The organism is Indolivaga macrotermitis (assembly GCF_900128985.1).
Taxonomy (GTDB): Bacteria; Bacteroidota; Bacteroidia; order Bacteroidales; family Dysgonomonadaceae; genus Dysgonomonas_A; species Dysgonomonas_A macrotermitis.
Window position 1 is genome coordinate 31,049 of record NZ_FQUC01000016.1, and the last position, 17,616, is coordinate 48,664.

The following is a 17,616-nucleotide window of genomic DNA, read 5'->3' on the forward strand; positions in this document are numbered from 1 at the left end:
TGAAAATGGTCGTTGTCTATATCTGTATCATAAATACTTCGTTCAAATATCCTCTTATCCGGCGTTTCTAATTTCTTATACTTTGATAGTTGCCCTTTATATGTACTTTTCCCAGATCGCCCCAGTTCCAGTCCTGCACATAATCGGTCGGATTGCTGTATGACATATACAGGTTGGTCAACCGGGGATCGTCGAAGGCAGTTCCTCCAATCCCTACAGGTTTCCCTTTATCGTCTTTCAGCGATTCGAATATCTTCGTAATTGTCTGCATACAGTTGATAGACGGCGGAAAGTCTTCGATACCCAGCCTGACTGTATCGTCCCACAGGGTTTTGTCGGAATAATTACCACTGGAATCTTTCGGAACTTTGGGCAGAAGCCCGTATAATACGTACGGGAAGATACATTCTGGTGTTCCTTCTTTCGTATTCCAATAGTTGAGGCTAGCTACCATCTCGTTGAATTTGATTTTCCAGTTGGTTTTCAGCTCATTCATTTTTGTATCGCCTAATATTTCCTTGATGGTTTTCTTTGCAGGTATCAGCAGGTTACCTTTATAATTGCCGTCGGTGTCGATTTCGCTCAACCTGAAACGCCCGTCGAAAACGAGTATACTGTCTACATACAACAGTGCCGAGTGGTCGTGGTTAAACTTGTCTTTGGTCTCCTCCACATTGGCAAAACCGAAAATGGCATCGTTGGTTGCCGACGAAGGAATGGTGACCGAATAGCTGTACTGAGCATCTTTGGTATTCAGCTCGACAGGGTTTATCAGTACACGGTTGAGTCTGATACCGAGATTTTCGGCATTGCGGATATCGCATAGTCGGTTATTGATATATAATTCTATGTTAGTCATTATCAAATGTATATTTATTTAGAGGAATCGGTGTAATGGTATTTCATTTCTATCTGGAAGAGGTCGTCCGTCGTATTGTATTTCAGGTTCATCTCGTCCACGACGATATAGCGTTTCGTCCGTAATTCGTATACGGCAGGCGATGCGCTCATTTGCCGGAGCCATTCTACAACCTCGTATGTAACGGGAGAAGTTTGGGCAACGATTTGCTCCTGAACCGACCGCGCAACGACGGACTCTACTTCGGCGTAAGGCTTTGCCTGTGGTTGTAATGTCTTGAAAATGGTGGATGCCGTGGTTTTGAAATCGGTGGATGCCGTTCCTCCGAAATTCATGGTATCCCATCCTCCTAAACGGTTCAGAAAAGCAAAGTTATTTACCGTATGTAGGTTTTCGGGCAGAATACGGAAGGTTAGGGGAGCACTAACAGGTGTCAACGGAATGTTTATATTGTAATTCTCGTCATAATGCGATACCGATAAACAAACGTCTATGCGTCCGACGGGGCGTTCTGTTCCTGCCTGATTAGGGGCAGTTGGCAGAAAACGGTCGAGATCGAGCCGTGCAGTGTTGACCGAGTAAAACTCTTTTTCATTCATCTCGTGCGAAGTATATTCCGTGATAAAGTTTCCTGATTGGGTATACAGTTTGTAATGCAGGCAGAATGTAGGAAGCGTACGGGGTGGATTTACAGTCAGGTATGGCCCTTTATTGATGTTAAGGGCTATAAAGTTGAAATACTGTTCCTGTCCTTTGATATGGGTACGGCTTTGCATTGTGGTCAGTGCCTTTCCCGTATCGAAGGAAGCCTCATTGAATTTCTGACTGAAATTCATAGCATAATAATGCCATTCGTTATCAGGCTGTTCCATATCGGAGTCTTTTAACAAGGCGTCGTATCCTTTCAATACATATAAAGGATAAGAATAGTAAACAGAGAGGTTGCTGCCTTCGCCCGATCGTTTGGCTACAAATCTGTACGAAGAAATTGTTCCGGTATCGGCCCAGGTATTGTCATTGTCAAGAAAATTAGGTGAGTATCCGGCTCTTTTATTCATCAGTGTATTGAGGTCGAACCACAGTGGTTGTCCCGAATAGGCTTTCGACAGGGTAGTGAGGTAATTCCCTTCGTTACAGAGTTCTCCTTTGCTATTCCCCAAAAAAGTTTTTGTATTCTCATAGATATCGAGGTCTATACGATAGTTGCCTTTACCTCCGTCAATAGAATCAGATGATGTTGCGTAGGTTATTTTTGTTTCGAGGTTGACATCTACGACTAGTCTGTTGCCATTGGTCAAAGTCCCGAAAACCGGATTCAGGCTTAATGCGATGGTATAATCCAGAGTATCTGCTTTACGGATTAATACCAGATACTTGTTTGTCTCGTCATAAGTTGCAGAGTAGAAAATGTTGAAATACTCGTTGTTGTTTAATGTTTCTCCGAGGTTTTTCAGAGTCTCCTGCCTGCATTCTTCCATTGTAAGTCCGTTGTCCTGTGGTCTTACAACGTATACACTTCCGGGATAACGTTCGGTTTCTTCGAGATAAACACCCGTGAATGTTCCTATACTGTATCTATCGTCGGGACTACGGTACGAATATCCGAACAAATCGTTTTGCATCAGTGAGTCGGGGTATCCGGTGAAAGTTGCTGTGATAAACCATGTTTCGTTATCGAACAATGTGAGCGGCTCGTCAAATTCCGCTAGTTCTATATCGAAATTGTATTGAGGCCCTTTACCTTTCCCTTTTATGGTTACATAACTATTGTCGCAGATGAGTTCTTCACTAAATATGGTGCTTATGATATTTATTTCATAATTGTTCCGCAGGAATGAATTTGCTAGCAGGCAGGTTCTTATGTTCTGCGCTGTAATTCCAAGTGCCTGTGTTTCGGACAGCACAATATCGGAGTTGTCTATTATATCTCCCTGTTTTGCTATGTAAAATGTCGAGTTATTGACAGCTGTTTTGTCATATGTTCCCTGAAATGTGTAAGATGTGTTGCTTTCTTTCAGTCTGATAGTGAAAGTAGATGCTGTCCGGATTAGTGCTTCGAGCCTGTCTGCCGGAATATAATCGGGTATTGCACCCATCGCCAGATTTTTGCATGATATCTGCGCAGAGAAGAAAATATCACCGGATGTATCATTAACACTCTCTATTGTAATGAAATTGGGATTGCCCGACAGAGTGAGTTCTTTCGGCTCGGTAATTTTGGCAATCTGTTTATTAGAATAATATCCCATAGCTTTAATCTTTATTTTATAGATAAAAAGCACAGAATAAGAAAAGAGCACCCTGTTAGAGGGTGCTCTTAAAATGTGGTGAGGGTAACTAAATTAAGATATTCAGCCTTTTTGCTTATTCTCTTTAGCTTGTTCTATGAAATAGGCAACTAGCAAACCCAACCCGCCGAACAAGGAGACACAGGCAAAGTAAATGACCGATACTGTATTTGTTATATTGTGCTGTACATTGTATTCGTAGTTGGCAAATTCGGGCATCATAGATGCAGTAACGGTCGATTCCAGAATAAAGGCGACGATCAGCCCGAGTCCGAGACCTATCATCAGCAGGCTGGCGCGCAGAGGCCACGATGACGATACTTTTGTATTGAAGCCTCCCAGAATGGGCAGATTGAGATTATTCGACAAATTAAGATCATTATTAGCATTGAATTGCATTTTCTCGATAAGCATTATACGTTCTTTTCGGCGTGCGTATAGTTCGAATATACGGTATATGCCTAAAATTGAAACCGGTACTACTATTAGAGGAATAAGAATTTCCATATTATTTATGTATTAAAAAGTGAAACATTCATTCGTTTGCTTATTTTGACGGTAAGTTTCCTGATAGGTTACAAATGCATGTGATTTTTTTTTAATAGGTAATTTCTATGATAAATTTATTTTTATTTTTGTAACCGATGCTACCAGCCTGCGTCATATTGTTATGGCCGAGTTAGACGACATATATTATATCAACCTGATACGTGGAGGCGATACTAATGCTTTTGTATATCTGGTACGCCGCTATCAGCGGATGATATTTACAATAGTCGCTAAAATAGTCAATAATACGAATGATGCCGAGGATATAACACAGGAAATATTTATTAAAGTATTTCAGTCGCTCGATAAATTCAGGGGTGATGCCGGATTTTCGACATGGCTGTACCGGATTGCTTATAATACTGCCATATCGGAGATAAGGAAGAATAAAAGTATACATACTTCGTTCGAAGATCATCTGTCGGCAGTAGGTGAGGAGGTATTATCGGATGCGATAGATGATATTAGTACCGAAGAACGGCTACGGTATCTCGACGAAGTATTAAATATGTTGCCGCCTGAGGATGCGTTGCTGATATCGTTGTTTTACCTGAATGACCATTCGGTACAGGATATCAGTGTAATCACCGGGCTGGGGGTATCGAATGTGAAGGTGAAGTTGCACCGTATCCGAAAATTTATGAACTTTGAAATAAATAAACTCATATCGGAATGAAAAAGCAGGAAGATGACAAGCTTAAAGGCTTATTCAATGAGATGAGCTTTACCGAACCCTCAAAAGGATTCGAGAACAGACTGATGCAACAAATAAATATTGTTGCTGCCGAAAAGCAGAAGAAAAGATCTCTTCGGAACGCTATATATAATGTGTTGGCTATGATTGGCGGAGTACTAGCCATTATTGCCCTTCCGGTTGTTGTGTTCAGGCTATCGGGAATAAATCTTGCGGATTATAACTATTCGATTAAACTTCCGGATATGCAAATAGACCCTTTGTGGATATTGATGGGCTTTTCGGTATTAGTTTTGCTAATCGGGGATACGCTGATGCGTACTCGTCTGAAGAAAAAACAGCATTAAAGAATCTCTATAAAAAAATAAAACTCTTTAGGACCACCTAAAGAGTTCTCTTTTTTCTTGTTGACCTCAAGATTAGTTTTGAGGAGCTACAGCAGCAGAATCAACAACAGCAGTGTCTACTGGAGTTTCTACAACAGGAGCAGGAGCAACTACTGTATCAGCAGGAGCAACTTCTTCTGCAGGTTTAGAACCACCGTTACAAGCAACAAATGATGCTGAGAATGCAGCAACTGCTGCGAACAATAATACTTTTTTCATTTTACCTTCTGTTTTGACGAAAAATTGTAAATAATTATCTTTTCGAGTGCAAATGTAATATAAAAAATCACAACATGCGCAAAGATTTGCAAATGATTTACATATTTATGTGCATACTTTTCCGAAATGTTCAAAAATCTACCTCAAACATTCATTCTACTGTCAGAATTACTATATAATAGGCTTATTATTTGAATAATAAAAAAGGTATCCGTAAATAGGATACCTCTTTTATATGAAGTTTTTAGAACTCTCTAAATTATTGAGCAGCAGCATCAGCGAATTTTTTGCTGATTTCCGCAAACTTAGCAGCTTGTTCAGGAGTCATGTTAGCCAACTCTTTTTGAAGATCTTGTGACATGTTTGCAATGTCTTGAGCTACTTTAGTATACTCTTGAACTGCGGAAGCATCTCCGGTTTTTACTTTAGGATATAAAGCTACAGCTTTTTCTACCAATTCGGTGTATTTTGCTAAAGCATCTCCTTCAGCAGCAGGAGTGACAACTTCTACATTAGTAGAATCTTGGTCAGAAGCACCTGTTTCACTTTTTTTAGAATCGCAAGCTACAAACGAAGCTGTAAATGCAGCTACAGTAAGCATTAAAAAAATTTTTTTCATTGTTCGGAATTGTTTGTTTTTGATGAAAAATTACAAGCCTAATAGCTATATGTTAGCTACAAAAATAGAATAAATATCTGAAAGAAAAAGATATCCGTTCGATTTATCAATTTTATTTAATTTTAAGAATCCCTTTTTGTTTTCTGTTTTTTGTGTTTATTATGTTGATTTTTAGTTGTTTATCTTTTGTTGGCTGTGCGTTTGGTAATTGAATTGTAATATATACATAATATATATTTAATGTCAAATAAAAGTCAATGTCGTGATAATACCGGTTTTTTATTGGAACTAAAAGAGAGGGAATAGCTTTTGATTAATCTTTATTAAAAAGACGCCGGGATTGGTAACTTTCTTCTAAATTAGAGTGTTTTTAATTGACATACTAAATACGTATTGATATGAACATATATTTATCAGGAAAGCGTGTGCTCGTTTGTGGAGGGTCTCAGGGCATAGGATTTGCCTCGGCTCAGTTATTTGCCCGGTCGGGTGCATCTGTAACTCTGGTTGCCCGAAGCAAAGAGTCTCTCGAAACAGCTGTAAAAGAGTTATATGTAGGAGCGGATAATCAGGTACATGATTATCTGGAGCTGGATCTTGCCGATCCGTATAAGGCAACAAATGAGCTTTCGGTATATATTGGTGGTGGAAAAAATATCGATATACTTATTAATAATTCAGGAGGGCCTGCTCCGGCTGGATTGTTAGGAGAGAAACCCGAAAAGTTTTTGTCTTATTTTTCCCAGCATATTATAACTGCTCAATTATTTACGCAACTCGTTGTTCCTCATATGAAACAGGAAAAGTGGGGGCGTATCGTTAATATTATTTCCACTTCGGTCAAAGTTCCTATAGCCGGTTTAGGAGTATCTAATACAATACGTGGTGCTATGGCATCGTGGAGTAAAACGATGGCCGGAGAGCTTGCTCCTTTTGGTATAACCGTTAATAATGTATTGCCGGGCAGCACCGATACACAACGCATTGCATCTATCATTGCTACCGATGCTCAAAAGACAGGAAAGAGCGAAGATGAGGTAAGAGCTTTGCGCGAAGCGTCTATACCGATGAAACGTATCGGTAAACCCGAAGAGGTAGCTGCCGGAATCGTATTTCTGGCTTCGCGTGAGGCTTCATATATTACAGGTGTGAATCTTCCCGTTGACGGAGGAAGTACTCCTTCGATGTAGTGTTGTAATATTTTGGCAGGCGGGGATTCTTTATAAATCCATTATTTTTTGTACATTTACCAAAAGAGACTTTTTTGATAATCAAATAATATATTGATTAGATACTTACTGTTATTTATACGACAAGAATATGGATAAGAAAACAGCATTGGCATTAACTACGGTTGCAGTTGCAGCAGGTACGGCAGCATTAGTTATATATTATTTGAACAAGGAGAAGAAAAAAAAGAAAATAGCATTTCGTTTTGTTTAAGATGCCATTCTCTTTTCAGTCAGTTATAAAAAAGTAACGGAATATTTTACATTGCTTACGGTAAGCAAGACCGGAGTTTCGGTTGTTTCGATATATAAAATAATATTGAGCCTGTATTTAACGGATACAGGCTCGTTTTTTGTTTTATAATATGCCTTGAAAATCGGCGAGTAAAATAGCAAAGCAGATACACTCTGTCAAAACTGCTGCAATAATAAATCCGGCAATGGCTTTTACTCCTTTTACATTGCATGAGATACTGAATGCGTTGTATGATAGTATTAGCATCCAGATAGTAGCTACCATTATTATGATAACAAATATGCTCATAATCAGGTAATCGGTGCCGCTGGCTGTAGAAGCATTTCCTGTTATGGAAGAAAGCAGCGAATTGGTAACTTCTATCGAGCTCTTGGTAAATGTAGGGATACAGCCGACTAGTGAGACTAGCAACAGCGGCACTTTAGCAAGGGTAAGTGTGCCGGCTACATCTACCGGCCTGATACGCGATTTGCTTATCAATCGCCCTATAATATAGAGTATCAGTATAAAGATGATGAGTGCCGACAATGCTATACCGAGTGCCGATAATAACGGCAGGCTTGCCAGTTTGATCGATATTACTCCTGGATAGGCAATGCCATTGATTTGCCCTAAGACAACAGTGGCAATATAAATAATTAAGCCTATGATAAGAGCTTTTAGTCCGGCTATGCGCTCAAAGGGATTGATCAGCGATAAATTTTTGTTATTCATAATTATTTAGTTTAGAGATTATATCATCCAGACGGTTTCTTACTGTCGGATAGCTGAGGTTCAGTTGTTTTGCCATATCCTTCAGGCTACCGCTGCTTTTTACGAACTTCAGGATAAAATCCTGTTCATCTTCTGATAATTGAGCCAATAGAGGTAAGGTATATAAACCATTTACTTCCGTTTCGCAATATTCGCACCTGAGGCTCTTTACTTTCAGCTGTTGTTGACAACTGGGACAGATACAAGGTAACTTCATGTTTTTCTGATTTTGTTTTACAAATATAAATATAGTTTTTAATAAAACAAATGTTTGGTTTAATAAAATTAAGTTTGTTATTTAGTTTATGTTTGTTTTGTGTGATTTATTTCAGTTGTAAATGAAATTTGTTAGCTAAGGTTAAATAGTGCATACTAAGGTTTATGAATGAGGCTATGGGAGCGCTTTTTTATATCTTTGGTTCGATTTTACAGTTACTTATTTGTTTTTTATGAAAAAAGCGACGCTACCAGTCATTCTTCTGATTATCTTGCTTGGGCTGATCGCCCTTATTCTGTATCTGGTGAAATCGTCAGGTAAAGAAGAGCGTATATACGTTTCTCACGATATTGTTGTACAGCAGATCGAAGAATTAGGGAATCTCGAAGTTGTCAAATATAATATACAGGATGTGGTTCAGTATGAGAAAGTACGTACGTGGTTGCCCAATTCGAAAGCCTCATTGATGGTTGGCGGAGAGGTGATTGCTTGTGTAGATCTTACCAAAATCCGGAAGGAAGATATTATGACTGATAAAGATTCGGTGAGTCTGATATTGCCGATCCCCGAAATATGCCATTATAAGGTAGATCATTCTCGTTCGAGGGTATATAATGTCGAATATGGTTTGTGGGAAACCGCTAAGTTGGTAGATGCTGCCTATGCACAGGCTGAGGAACAGCTATATCAATCTGCCCTGAAAATGGGAATAGCAGAAGAGAGCCGCGAGAATGCTATTAAAGTACTTACGCCTATTTTGAGAGGTTTGGGTTTCACCAAGATCCATATCGGCTTCAAGACGGCAGCGGAAACTTTATCATCCGAAAATCCCAATATAAAACTGACTAAGCCTAATAAATAACCAAATTTCTAAATATTAGTAAATCAGATGCAGATATTGCAACTATCTTTTCCCGAATGGGACAACAAATTATTTTTGTTACTAAACGGTAAGCATACACCGGCACTCGATTTTCCGATGTATGCTATCAGTACCTATCTTTTTTGGGCATTGTGTTGTATAGCCCTTATCGCATTTATGATTTATCGCGACAGGCGGTGGGGAAAATGGGCTGCCTTGTTTATGATGATAGGTGTAGGTATGAATAGTTTGGCTAATAATTTACTCAAATTAGTCGTTATGCGCCCTCGTCCCGGTCACAATCCTTTATTTCAGGATGTGATACATCAACTCGAAGATCCGGGAATCACTTATAGTTTCTTTTCGGCACATTCGTCCAATTCGGTTTGTCTCGCTTTGTTTTCGGCATTATATTTCAAGAACAAATATTACTCGATTTTGGCTTTTGCATGGGCTATGTCTATTGCGTACAGCCGTATATATGTAGGCAAGCATTATCCACTCGATGTTCTGTTCGGGCTGGCTTTCGGTGTGCTTACAGGAGGTATATCTTATTGGTATTACAACCGTTTTCACAGGCGTAAGTCTGCTTTGATAAAGGATTAATCAAAGAATCTGATAAACAGTCTTTTCCATGAAGTATTTCTATATCGTTTTCTGCTTGTTTCTGTCGCTGTCTGTTGAGGTACAGGCACAGGTGTCAAAAAAATACGGGGTTGTAAATCTGGAGGGCGAAGTGTTGGTTCCTTTTATATATGAAGAAATAACACCGTTCGAGAATGGTTATGCCCGTACTATGCGCAGAGAACGTTACGGACTGATAGATATATCGGGGAAAGAAATCATTCCGGCGCAACAATACCATGATATGGGGAAAGTTGACGCAGGCATGATAATAGTGATGCGTAACAAACTCTATGGAGTAATAGATACGGAGAACAGAATTCTGGTACCGCTCGAGTATAAGAATATTCTACCGTTGGCTAATAATCATTTTTTAGTATATAAAACGATCACATCGGGTGTTGTCAACAGCAATGGAGAATTAACAGTTCCGTTATCCAATAGTATATTAATGCCATTTTCGGGAGATCGTAACTATCTGCTGTCGAATGATATGTACAGACAGCAAAGTAAAGTGATCGACACAGAGAATAGGGAAGTTGCGTTTGAGCAGAACTCGAGTATACGCGATTTTGGTAATGGATATCTCGGATTGAGGCAAAGTAAACCAAATACTTACAAGGTTGTAGATATTCACGGGAAAGAGATTTGTTCCGGGTTGACCGTGCAGGAAAACCAACGGTTCACGGGTGATTATCTTCGTTATCATGATCAAGGAAAACTAGGCCTGATGAATATTCGAGGAGAGGCTGTTCTGCCTCCCGTTTATAGCCGGATTTTCGATTTCAATAACGGCTATGCAAAAGTTGTGCAAGATTCGACACGATTTGGAGATAACCAGATCGGGATGGTTGACGAGCAAGGCCGTGTGATTGTCCGCTGTATGTACGATGGCTTGGGTGAACCTTCCGATGACCGGATTATGGCTTTTGCAGTACAAAAGCATGGTTATCTCGATTTGAAGGGTAGGGTAGCCATCCCGTTCAATTACGATTCGGCAACTGATTTTAAAGACCATATGGCAATTGTGTCGAAGGATAACCTATACGGGGTTATCGATACCGGAGGCCGCCAAGTGTTGCCTTTCGAATATCGCCAGTTGAGATACTTGGGTAATTCGCTTTTTGCAGCCAGTCGCCAGCTAAAATGGGGCATTATTGATTCGTCGGGTCGAGAGATAATACCTTTCACCTATGATTCTGTAGGCGAAATATATAATGACCGTTACATTACGGTTCAAAAAAATCAGAAGTGGGGAGTAATTAATTTGTTGGAATACGAGGTACTGCCTTTTATCTATAAATCTATTGTGGATTATTCCGATGGTGTATTTATAGTCACCAAATGATGGTATTCTGGAATAATAATGGGCAATTTCAATTCGTTTATTAGGAGATAAAATCTGGAAAATATTGTGTCTGATGTTCCATCGAAGGGAACAAGGAGGATTCCGTCTGTTAATTTAATATAGCTTACTGAACTTTTGGATATAATTAGTGTTTATTTAGAAAACAGTGAAAAGAGACGTTATATTCTAAAAAATAAGTGAAATGAAAAAGTTTTATGTATTGTCAATCAGTTTGGTAGCTGCACTTTCTTTCGTTGCATGTAATGGTGCAAAAACAGGTTCTTCGGATGTAAATCCGGATTCGGTTAATGTCGTTAATGACATACAAAATGCGGTAGACACTGCTAGCCGCGCGGTACAAGATGGTACTCAGCAAGCTGTGGAAGGCGCTGATCAGGCAGTAAAAGATGGCAAAGAGGATGCTAAAGATCTTTTGGATAAGGCTAAAGACGAAACAAACAAAGCTGTGGATAAAAGCAAAGAGGCTGCAAAAAGCGGAGCTGACGCAGTAAAGAATGAAGCTAATAAAGCTGCTGATAAAACAAAAGAGGTAGCTAAAGATGTTAAACAGGACTTGAAGAACGAAGCAAACAAATTGAAATAAGAGAACAACAAATTCGCTCAGACAGGCAGAAAGGTTTTCCGGATATTTTCGGAAAGCTTTTCTTTTTTTGAGTTTATTTAATGACTTCCGGCTAAACATTTTTGCGTATTGTACCGTTTATTGAATAAATGATTGTTATATTTGACCATACTTAATGCAAGTTGGCAAGCAGGGAAATACATCATTAGGAGATTGTTGTCTATATACTTGAACGTAATATTTAGATGAAAAACAATAAGATAGCTCCTATATATGCAAAGAATATAATATAGATTGATAACATAATAAAAAGTAAGATTTATGAGAAATTTTTTATTAGGATTAGCAGTAGGTGTAGCTGCAGCTTATGTTGCAACTAAACTCGTTGATGACGAAACTCGTGCCGAATTATGTAAAGAATTAGATGATGCAACAGATAAAGCTAAAGAAAAATTCAGACACGGAGTAAGTACCGGCCGTGGAAAAGCCCTCCGTATGGGAGTGCGTGCCAGACAGGAATACCGTGCAGGTAAGAAGAAACTAAGCCAGCAGGCCGGTGATTTTGCAGGTAAGCTGTCGGAAGAATTAGCGGAGCTGGAAGAAAAAGCGAAAGCAAAAGCAGCTGAAGTAAAAGCTTGATTGTGAGATTCTATTCCGTTGATAGCGGGGTAGTGTTTTGAATATATATTATAAGAACAGACGGGATAAAAGTATTTGATCCTGTCTGTTTTATTTGACTACTATTTGTTGTGATTTTTATTACTATGGATTCTTTAAATAACACAGATCTTTTAAAAACAGCTTTGGTACTCGAAGGAGGAGCTTTACGCGGAGTTTTTACTTGCGGGGTGCTCGATTGGATGATGGACAATGATATTCAGTTTCCGTATGTCGTAGGGGTTTCGGCAGGTGCATGTAATGGAGCCTCTTTTATTTCGAGGCAGCGCGGCAGAGCCCGTTACAGTAATATAGAGCTGTTGGATAAATACAAATATGTAGGTTTGAAGCATTACATACGGAAACGGAATGTAATGGATTTTGATCTGCTGTTCGACGATTTTCCGAACCGTATTCTTCCATTCGATTTCGAAACGTATGGAAATACAAAGACGTGTTTCGAGATGGTTGTCAGCAATTGCCTGACGGGTGAAGCCGAATATATGCAGGAATACAACGACCATAACCGGTTGCTCGATATACTGAAAGCTTCGAGTAGTATGCCCATTTTTTCGCCTGTAACAGATGTTGATGGGGTACCGATGCTAGATGGAGGAGTGTGTGATTCTATTCCCGTAGAACGGGCTTTATCACAAGGGTATCAGAAAATGGTTGTAGTTGTAACCCGAAATAAAGGGTATAGAAAGAAATCAGATGGAATAAAGCTGCCTAGTTTGTTTTTTCGTAAATACCCGAAGATGAGGGAGGCTATCAATCAACGTAACGAGATATATAACCACCAGCTGGATATGGTAGAGAGGCTCGAATCTGAAGGGCTTGCAGTGGTGATCAGACCTCTCGAGACAATGACGATCAATAGGATAGAGACCAATACGGAGGTATTGACTCACTTCTATAATCACGGTTATGATTGTGCTGCTATAGCATTTAGGGATATCGCTGTTCTAAATTCCTCAGTAAGCAAATTCTGAGAGGAATTTTACGTAAAGACTCCAAAGGAAGACCAAAATTGCAATTTTAATCCCGGTACCTACTATTATAGCACCTGCTATTTTCAGATTTTTGTGTTCTTTAGCAAAAGCTACTGCGAGAGTTATTATTCCGCCTAATGTGATAATAGCACAAATTGCATAATAGAAGTAAAAGGCGTAATCTAAGGCTTGAGTTTCCATGTTCTGATAATTTAAGATGATGGTAAATGTTAATGGTTTATACCCTTGGCAAAAAACTTACGTGCTTCTTTGTAGCCTTGCCTTTCGTAAAACCGGTGAGCATCGGTACGGGTTTCCCTGCTGAATACATTTATTGAAGAACAGCCTTTGTTTTTAGCTGTCTGATATGCAAACTCTTCCATCTGTTTACCGATTCCTTTGCCACGGGTACTACTGTCAACGACAAAATAACCTATTTCGCAAAAATCGCCGTCAAAAGCCAGCTGTAACGAATAGTGTAAGGTAATAAAAGCCTCAACTTTTCCGTTTTCGGTGTACACAAATACTTCATCGGACTCGGATTCTAAAAGTTTTTCGAGCCTTTCTTTTATAATTTCCACAGGATATTCGTACCCCAGTTGGTCTAACAAATCTTTTATAATGCTGCAATCGGCAGCCCATGCATTGCGTATCGGCATTGTTGTATGGTATGCATTAAATATTATCCGATAAATATACGAAAAAAATAAAAAGGCTGTATTTATGATAATTGGAGCGTTATAGATTTTGATTATTATGGCTTCGATTAAATAGATAGAATGTTTTGAACATTTTCTGACCGAATATGTTTATATTTGTACAAGAAACAAAAATTTAAAAACAAAAAGCTATGAGTACAACAACATTGAAGAAAACAGAAGGAATCACAGCTACCACTAAAGAAGTAGGAGCATTTGTAGGACAAGTCTTTGGATTTAACAACAGTCTTAAATTGTATCACTGGCATGTAACCGGTGTAGCTAGCTACGCTCAACACATTGCTATTGATCAGGCTCTTGAAGATCTGTCTGAAGCTACTGACCGTTTGGTAGAAACTACTTATGCGTTGGCTGGTGATTTAACTATTGTTATTCCGGAAACAAAAACACCGGGTGATCTTGTTAAGCATATTTCTGCATTTTATGATGTAGTAGAAGATGGCCGTAAATATTTTACAGAAGCATTTACACAAGCTATCATAGATGATTACGAAGAAGCTCTTCAACAATTACTATATAGAGTGAAAAGATTACAATAAGGTGTATTTGTTACACTCTTATAATAAAGGTCTTAGCGATTCAGCTAAGACCTTTTTTTTACATTATGTGTAAATGTGAAAAAAAGTTATAAACGCAAATGTACCCTAGTTATTAAATTCTAAAATGTCGTAATAACACAAGAGTTCGGTGTCATATCACATATATTTGTAATCTAAAAATAGAGTTGTTGTAGAATTTTTTCCTAATTATCATTTAACTATGAAAAACACATAGAATAGTTAGCACTAGTTATGGAAAATACCTGGGCGCATTTCTTCTCTAATGTGGAATAAAGTCTTTAGATATGTTTATGTTTTGCGTAGATAGCGATCACAGACTATTTGTGTAAAGGAGAAGACTAGGTATTTATGACAACAGGTTGTAGTGATTACAACCTGTTGTTCTTTTGTTCAATACTTTACCCCGATAAATGGGTTATAGTTGCCTGCTGTAGCCAAAAAAGCACTATATTTGTGTTGGTTATCCATTGTGCTCAATTGTTTTGACTGCATTGCGGTAAAAAGTAAGTAGCTAGAGTTCTTGTCCGGAAGTACAACTGTCTGATTCTTTTGGCACCGGACTAATTAATTAGGAGGTTTTAAAACCTAAGTTTTCTATTACAAATTTAATATGGCATCTACAATTACATTTTATATTGCCCGTCATGGCAAAACATTGATGAATACACTCGATAAAGTTCAGGGATGGTGCGATTCTCCTCTGACAGAAGAGGGAATAAAGGTTGCGGAATATCTCGGAAAAGGTTTTGGAGATTTGCATTTCGATGCTGCTTATTGCAGTGACCTGAGGCGTACACGCCAAACTGCTCGGATAGTATTGGAGTCGAAAGGTCAGCCAAACCTGTCTGTTACCGAGAAATACGGATTCAGGGAAGCTTGTTTTGGCAGTTACGAAGCAGGATACAATCAAAAAATGTGGAGAGATGCAGCTTTGTATATGCATTATACCGGTATAGAGGAAATGTATAATGATATTTTTTCGGGCAGGGCATCACACAGTGATACTCTCGATACTATCAATAAACTGGATACAATGGGGCTTGCCGAAAGTTTTGTACAGGTTGAAGAACGGGCACAGGCGGCGCTCAAGGAAATTGCAATACACGAGTCGGTCGAAGGACGAGACAAGAATATCCTGATAATAGCTCACGGTATGAGTATCATCTGTTTGTTGCACAATTTGGGAGGAAAGGACTTGTTGACCGGAGCGCTTGATAATGCAGCCGTGTGTAAAGTAACCTATTCCGAAGGTAATTTTACAGTTCATGCCATGGGAGATATGAGTTACGTAGTTCGTGGTAAAGAGCTCATTTGGTAATGATTTTAAAAGTATACAATATGGATAAGATAATACGCGTATTTACATATAGCTGCTGTATGGCAGCATTGCTATTGGTTTCATGTAAAGGAAAAACCGTTCAGGGCGATGGTAATGTGGTATCGCACGAAATAGCTATCGATATCTATAACGAAATAAAAGTCGAAGGTGCTATAGATGTAGTATATGAAGCAAAACCCGATGAGGCTGCTTACCTGAGAGTGGAGGCTGATGACAATATAATTCCGTTGATAGATATTAAAACAAAGGGAAGGACTCTCGAAATAAAATCGAAGGAAAGCATCAATCCCAGTCGTTTTATTGTCTATACTAATTCACCAAGCCTGAAGTATATAGAGAGTAAAGGAGCTTCGCATATTAATTTGCGCGGATCTATTGCAGGCACTCAGTTGAAAGTGGAAATGAAAGGCGTTGGAAACTTTTCGGCTGAAAACCTGATTTACGAGAAGGCTGAGTTCAAGCTTCAGGGAGCCAACGAAATGACTATTGCCGGACAATGCCATAAAGCTAAGTTCGAGCTGAGTGGAACGGGTGATATTAAAGCTGTGAATATGGCTGTTGATGAACTGGAATGTAATCTCAGTGGTAGTGGGAATATGGCTGTGAATGCTGTCGAAAAGATGAGTGTCGAAATAAAAGGAAAAGGGAATATCTCTTATACCGGTAACCCTCAGATAGCCAAGCAAAAAATAAAAGGTGCAGGCTCGGTGAAAGTGTTATAAAAGAACTCTGAGAACAAATAGCTTATGGAGGATATTCTGGACGAAGTGTTTGATCTGGCCGGAGATATTACGGATGGCGTAGACATTATCCCCGGAAATGGACGAGGTTCGTCCGGCGATGATGACGATGAGTTTAAAGATAAAAAAGATAAGCCAGAAAGTAAAACGAAAAAATCGGCAGCTTCAGTTGTCGATTTCCTTGTTTCCGCCGGATTGATCATTATTGGTCTTGTGTTGGCAGGTGCAATAGGAGCTTACATATATCTGATGATATAACGATAAAGTTAAAAAATGAAAGATATACAAATTATAGGGTTTGATGCAGATGATACTCTCTGGGTGAATCAGACCTATTTTGATGAAGCTGAATATAAATTCAGGGAATTGCTGTCGGATTACTTGCCTTTTGAGCAGATTTCGGGAGAACTGCTTAAAATAGAGATACAAAATATGCCTTTGCTCGGATTCGGGGTTAAGGCTTTTACTATTTCGATGATCGAGGCTGCGCTGAAAATATCAGAAAATAAAATCTCACATGAAGCTTTATCCCAAATAGTGGAAATAGGGAAAGGGATTATGCAAAAACCTGTAGAGTTGCTCGATGGGGTAGAGCATGTACTTACACGGCTCAACGGACGTTATAAGCTGGTTGTAGTGACCAAAGGAGATTTGCTCGATCAGGAGAGGAAGCTGAAGGGCTCGGCGCTCGAACATTTTTTTCATCACGTGGAGATTGTAAGCGATAAACAAAAAGACGATTACAGTAAATTATTGAAACAGTTGGATTGCCATCCCGATAATTTCCTGATGATAGGCAATTCGATGAAGTCCGATATTGTGCCCGTACTCGATATAGGGGCGCATGCCGCTTATGTGCCATTCCATAGCACATGGGCGCATGAGGCTACTGAGCAAAAGGTTTTTAATCCGCGTCTTATCCGTATAGATACTATTGCCGAAATACTGCCATATCTCGAATAAAGGGGTAGGGTGAAGGTGGTTCTGTACTTTTTTTGTACTTTTGCCAGACGATGAACTTTGTTAGCACTAAATACCATACAGAATACAGGCCGTTTGGCTGGAAAGCCTGGCGGATGCTGCAGGGACCTGCTTATACAGCAGACTAGACTTACTATACCTC

The 17,616-nt window shown here is 39.2% G+C and carries 24 protein-coding genes; 15 read left to right on the plus strand and 9 right to left on the minus strand.

Annotation, left to right across the window (positions count from 1 at the left end; genetic code table 11):
* Positions 1-67 precede the first annotated feature (67 nt).
* The 3 genes from BUC12_RS16575 to BUC12_RS16585 all read right to left on the minus strand — a co-directional run bounded on the left by BUC12_RS16575 (position 68) and on the right by BUC12_RS16585 (position 3,654).
* Positions 68-859: a hypothetical protein gene (locus BUC12_RS16575; RefSeq protein WP_062182968.1), complete on the minus strand. Its 792-nt coding sequence runs from the start codon at positions 857-859 to the stop codon at positions 68-70.
* A 14-nt stretch (positions 860-873) separates the two neighbouring features.
* Positions 874-3,108: a hypothetical protein gene (locus BUC12_RS16580; protein WP_062182970.1), complete on the minus strand. Its 2,235-nt coding sequence runs from the start codon at positions 3,106-3,108 to the stop codon at positions 874-876.
* Positions 3,109-3,210: 102 nt separating this feature from the next.
* Complete coding sequence (locus BUC12_RS16585) at positions 3,211-3,654, minus strand: DUF6249 domain-containing protein (protein WP_062182973.1); 444 nt, start codon at positions 3,652-3,654, stop codon at positions 3,211-3,213.
* Positions 3,655-3,817: 163 nt separating this feature from the next.
* On the opposite strand from BUC12_RS16585, the gene BUC12_RS16590 reads away from it, so the two are divergent.
* Together BUC12_RS16590 and BUC12_RS16595 are read left to right on the plus strand one after the other, a co-directional pair.
* Entirely contained in the window at positions 3,818-4,372 is a 555-nt protein-coding gene (locus tag BUC12_RS16590; RefSeq protein WP_062182975.1) for an RNA polymerase sigma factor, read from the plus strand.
* Entirely contained in the window at positions 4,369-4,737 is a 369-nt protein-coding gene (locus BUC12_RS16595; RefSeq protein ID WP_062182978.1) for a hypothetical protein, read from the plus strand. Before BUC12_RS16590 ends, BUC12_RS16595 begins: the two co-directional genes overlap by 4 nt.
* Positions 4,738-4,809: 72 nt before the next feature.
* On the opposite strand, the gene BUC12_RS16600 is transcribed toward BUC12_RS16595, so the two are convergent.
* Both BUC12_RS16600 and BUC12_RS16605 read right to left on the minus strand, forming a co-directional pair.
* Positions 4,810-4,995 carry a hypothetical protein gene (locus BUC12_RS16600; RefSeq protein ID WP_062182981.1) on the minus strand — a complete coding sequence of 62 codons (186 nt, stop codon included), beginning with the start codon at positions 4,993-4,995 and terminating at the stop codon, positions 4,810-4,812.
* A gap of 259 nt (positions 4,996-5,254) precedes the next feature.
* Positions 5,255-5,614, minus strand: a complete 360-nt coding sequence (locus BUC12_RS16605) for a hypothetical protein (RefSeq protein WP_062182985.1) — start codon at positions 5,612-5,614, stop codon at positions 5,255-5,257.
* Positions 5,615-6,012: 398 nt separating this feature from the next.
* On the opposite strand from BUC12_RS16605, the gene BUC12_RS16610 reads away from it, so the two are divergent.
* Both BUC12_RS16610 and BUC12_RS20400 read left to right on the plus strand, forming a co-directional pair.
* Positions 6,013-6,804, plus strand: a complete 792-nt coding sequence (locus BUC12_RS16610) for an SDR family oxidoreductase (protein WP_062182988.1) — start codon at positions 6,013-6,015, stop codon at positions 6,802-6,804.
* Between the two features lie 130 nt (positions 6,805-6,934).
* Positions 6,935-7,057 carry a hypothetical protein gene (locus tag BUC12_RS20400; RefSeq protein ID WP_262485552.1) on the plus strand — a complete coding sequence of 41 codons (123 nt, stop codon included), beginning with the start codon at positions 6,935-6,937 and terminating at the stop codon, positions 7,055-7,057.
* Positions 7,058-7,201: 144 nt separating this feature from the next.
* Here BUC12_RS20400 and BUC12_RS16615 read toward each other — a convergent pair whose 3' ends face one another.
* Positions 7,202-7,813 (minus strand): hypothetical protein, encoded by a 612-nt coding sequence (locus BUC12_RS16615; protein WP_062182991.1) that lies wholly within the window; start codon positions 7,811-7,813, stop codon positions 7,202-7,204.
* Positions 7,806-8,069 (minus strand): DUF2089 family protein, encoded by a 264-nt coding sequence (locus BUC12_RS16620; RefSeq protein ID WP_062182994.1) that lies wholly within the window; start codon positions 8,067-8,069, stop codon positions 7,806-7,808. Before BUC12_RS16620 ends, BUC12_RS16615 begins: the two co-directional genes overlap by 8 nt.
* 232 nt (positions 8,070-8,301) lie before the next feature.
* On the opposite strand from BUC12_RS16620, the gene BUC12_RS16625 reads away from it, so the two are divergent.
* The 6 genes from BUC12_RS16625 (at position 8,302) to BUC12_RS16650 (ending at position 13,135) form a co-directional block, all read left to right on the plus strand.
* Complete coding sequence (locus tag BUC12_RS16625; RefSeq protein WP_070808618.1) at positions 8,302-8,931, plus strand: DUF4230 domain-containing protein; 630 nt, start codon at positions 8,302-8,304, stop codon at positions 8,929-8,931.
* Between the two features lie 27 nt (positions 8,932-8,958).
* Entirely contained in the window at positions 8,959-9,537 is a 579-nt protein-coding gene (locus tag BUC12_RS16630; protein ID WP_062183000.1) for a phosphatase PAP2 family protein, read from the plus strand.
* A 28-nt stretch (positions 9,538-9,565) separates the two neighbouring features.
* Positions 9,566-10,903 (plus strand): WG repeat-containing protein, encoded by a 1,338-nt coding sequence (locus BUC12_RS16635; RefSeq protein WP_062183002.1) that lies wholly within the window; start codon positions 9,566-9,568, stop codon positions 10,901-10,903.
* 202 nt (positions 10,904-11,105) lie between these two features.
* Positions 11,106-11,507 (plus strand): V-type ATP synthase subunit E family protein, encoded by a 402-nt coding sequence (locus tag BUC12_RS16640; RefSeq protein WP_062183004.1) that lies wholly within the window; start codon positions 11,106-11,108, stop codon positions 11,505-11,507.
* Positions 11,508-11,807: 300 nt separating this feature from the next.
* Positions 11,808-12,125, plus strand: coding sequence for a hypothetical protein (locus BUC12_RS16645; protein ID WP_062183006.1), 318 nt, complete (start codon positions 11,808-11,810; stop codon positions 12,123-12,125).
* Positions 12,126-12,250: 125 nt separating this feature from the next.
* Positions 12,251-13,135 (plus strand): patatin-like phospholipase family protein, encoded by an 885-nt coding sequence (locus BUC12_RS16650; protein ID WP_062183008.1) that lies wholly within the window; start codon positions 12,251-12,253, stop codon positions 13,133-13,135.
* On the opposite strand, the gene BUC12_RS16655 is transcribed toward BUC12_RS16650, so the two are convergent.
* A complete protein-coding gene (locus BUC12_RS16655) occupies positions 13,118-13,336 on the minus strand; it encodes a hypothetical protein (RefSeq protein WP_062183011.1) in 219 nt (72 codons plus the stop codon). The genes BUC12_RS16650 and BUC12_RS16655 overlap by 18 nt on opposite strands.
* Positions 13,337-13,365: 29 nt before the next feature.
* On the minus strand, positions 13,366-13,794 hold the full coding sequence (locus BUC12_RS16660) for a GNAT family N-acetyltransferase (protein ID WP_062183014.1): 429 nt from the start codon (positions 13,792-13,794) through the stop codon (positions 13,366-13,368).
* A 191-nt stretch (positions 13,795-13,985) separates the two neighbouring features.
* On the opposite strand from BUC12_RS16660, the gene BUC12_RS16665 reads away from it, so the two are divergent.
* The 5 genes from BUC12_RS16665 (at position 13,986) to BUC12_RS16685 (ending at position 17,456) form a co-directional block, all read left to right on the plus strand.
* Entirely contained in the window at positions 13,986-14,393 is a 408-nt protein-coding gene (locus BUC12_RS16665) for a DUF5856 family protein (RefSeq protein WP_062183017.1), read from the plus strand.
* 631 nt (positions 14,394-15,024) lie between these two features.
* Positions 15,025-15,732, plus strand: coding sequence for a histidine phosphatase family protein (locus tag BUC12_RS16670; RefSeq protein WP_062183020.1), 708 nt, complete (start codon positions 15,025-15,027; stop codon positions 15,730-15,732).
* 20 nt (positions 15,733-15,752) lie between these two features.
* Positions 15,753-16,475 (plus strand): head GIN domain-containing protein, encoded by a 723-nt coding sequence (locus BUC12_RS16675; protein ID WP_157257565.1) that lies wholly within the window; start codon positions 15,753-15,755, stop codon positions 16,473-16,475.
* 24 nt (positions 16,476-16,499) lie between these two features.
* Positions 16,500-16,751, plus strand: coding sequence for a hypothetical protein (locus tag BUC12_RS16680; RefSeq protein ID WP_062183026.1), 252 nt, complete (start codon positions 16,500-16,502; stop codon positions 16,749-16,751).
* 15 nt (positions 16,752-16,766) lie between these two features.
* On the plus strand, positions 16,767-17,456 hold the full coding sequence (locus BUC12_RS16685) for an HAD family hydrolase (protein WP_062183029.1): 690 nt from the start codon (positions 16,767-16,769) through the stop codon (positions 17,454-17,456).
* The last annotated feature ends 160 nt before the right edge of the window (positions 17,457-17,616 follow it).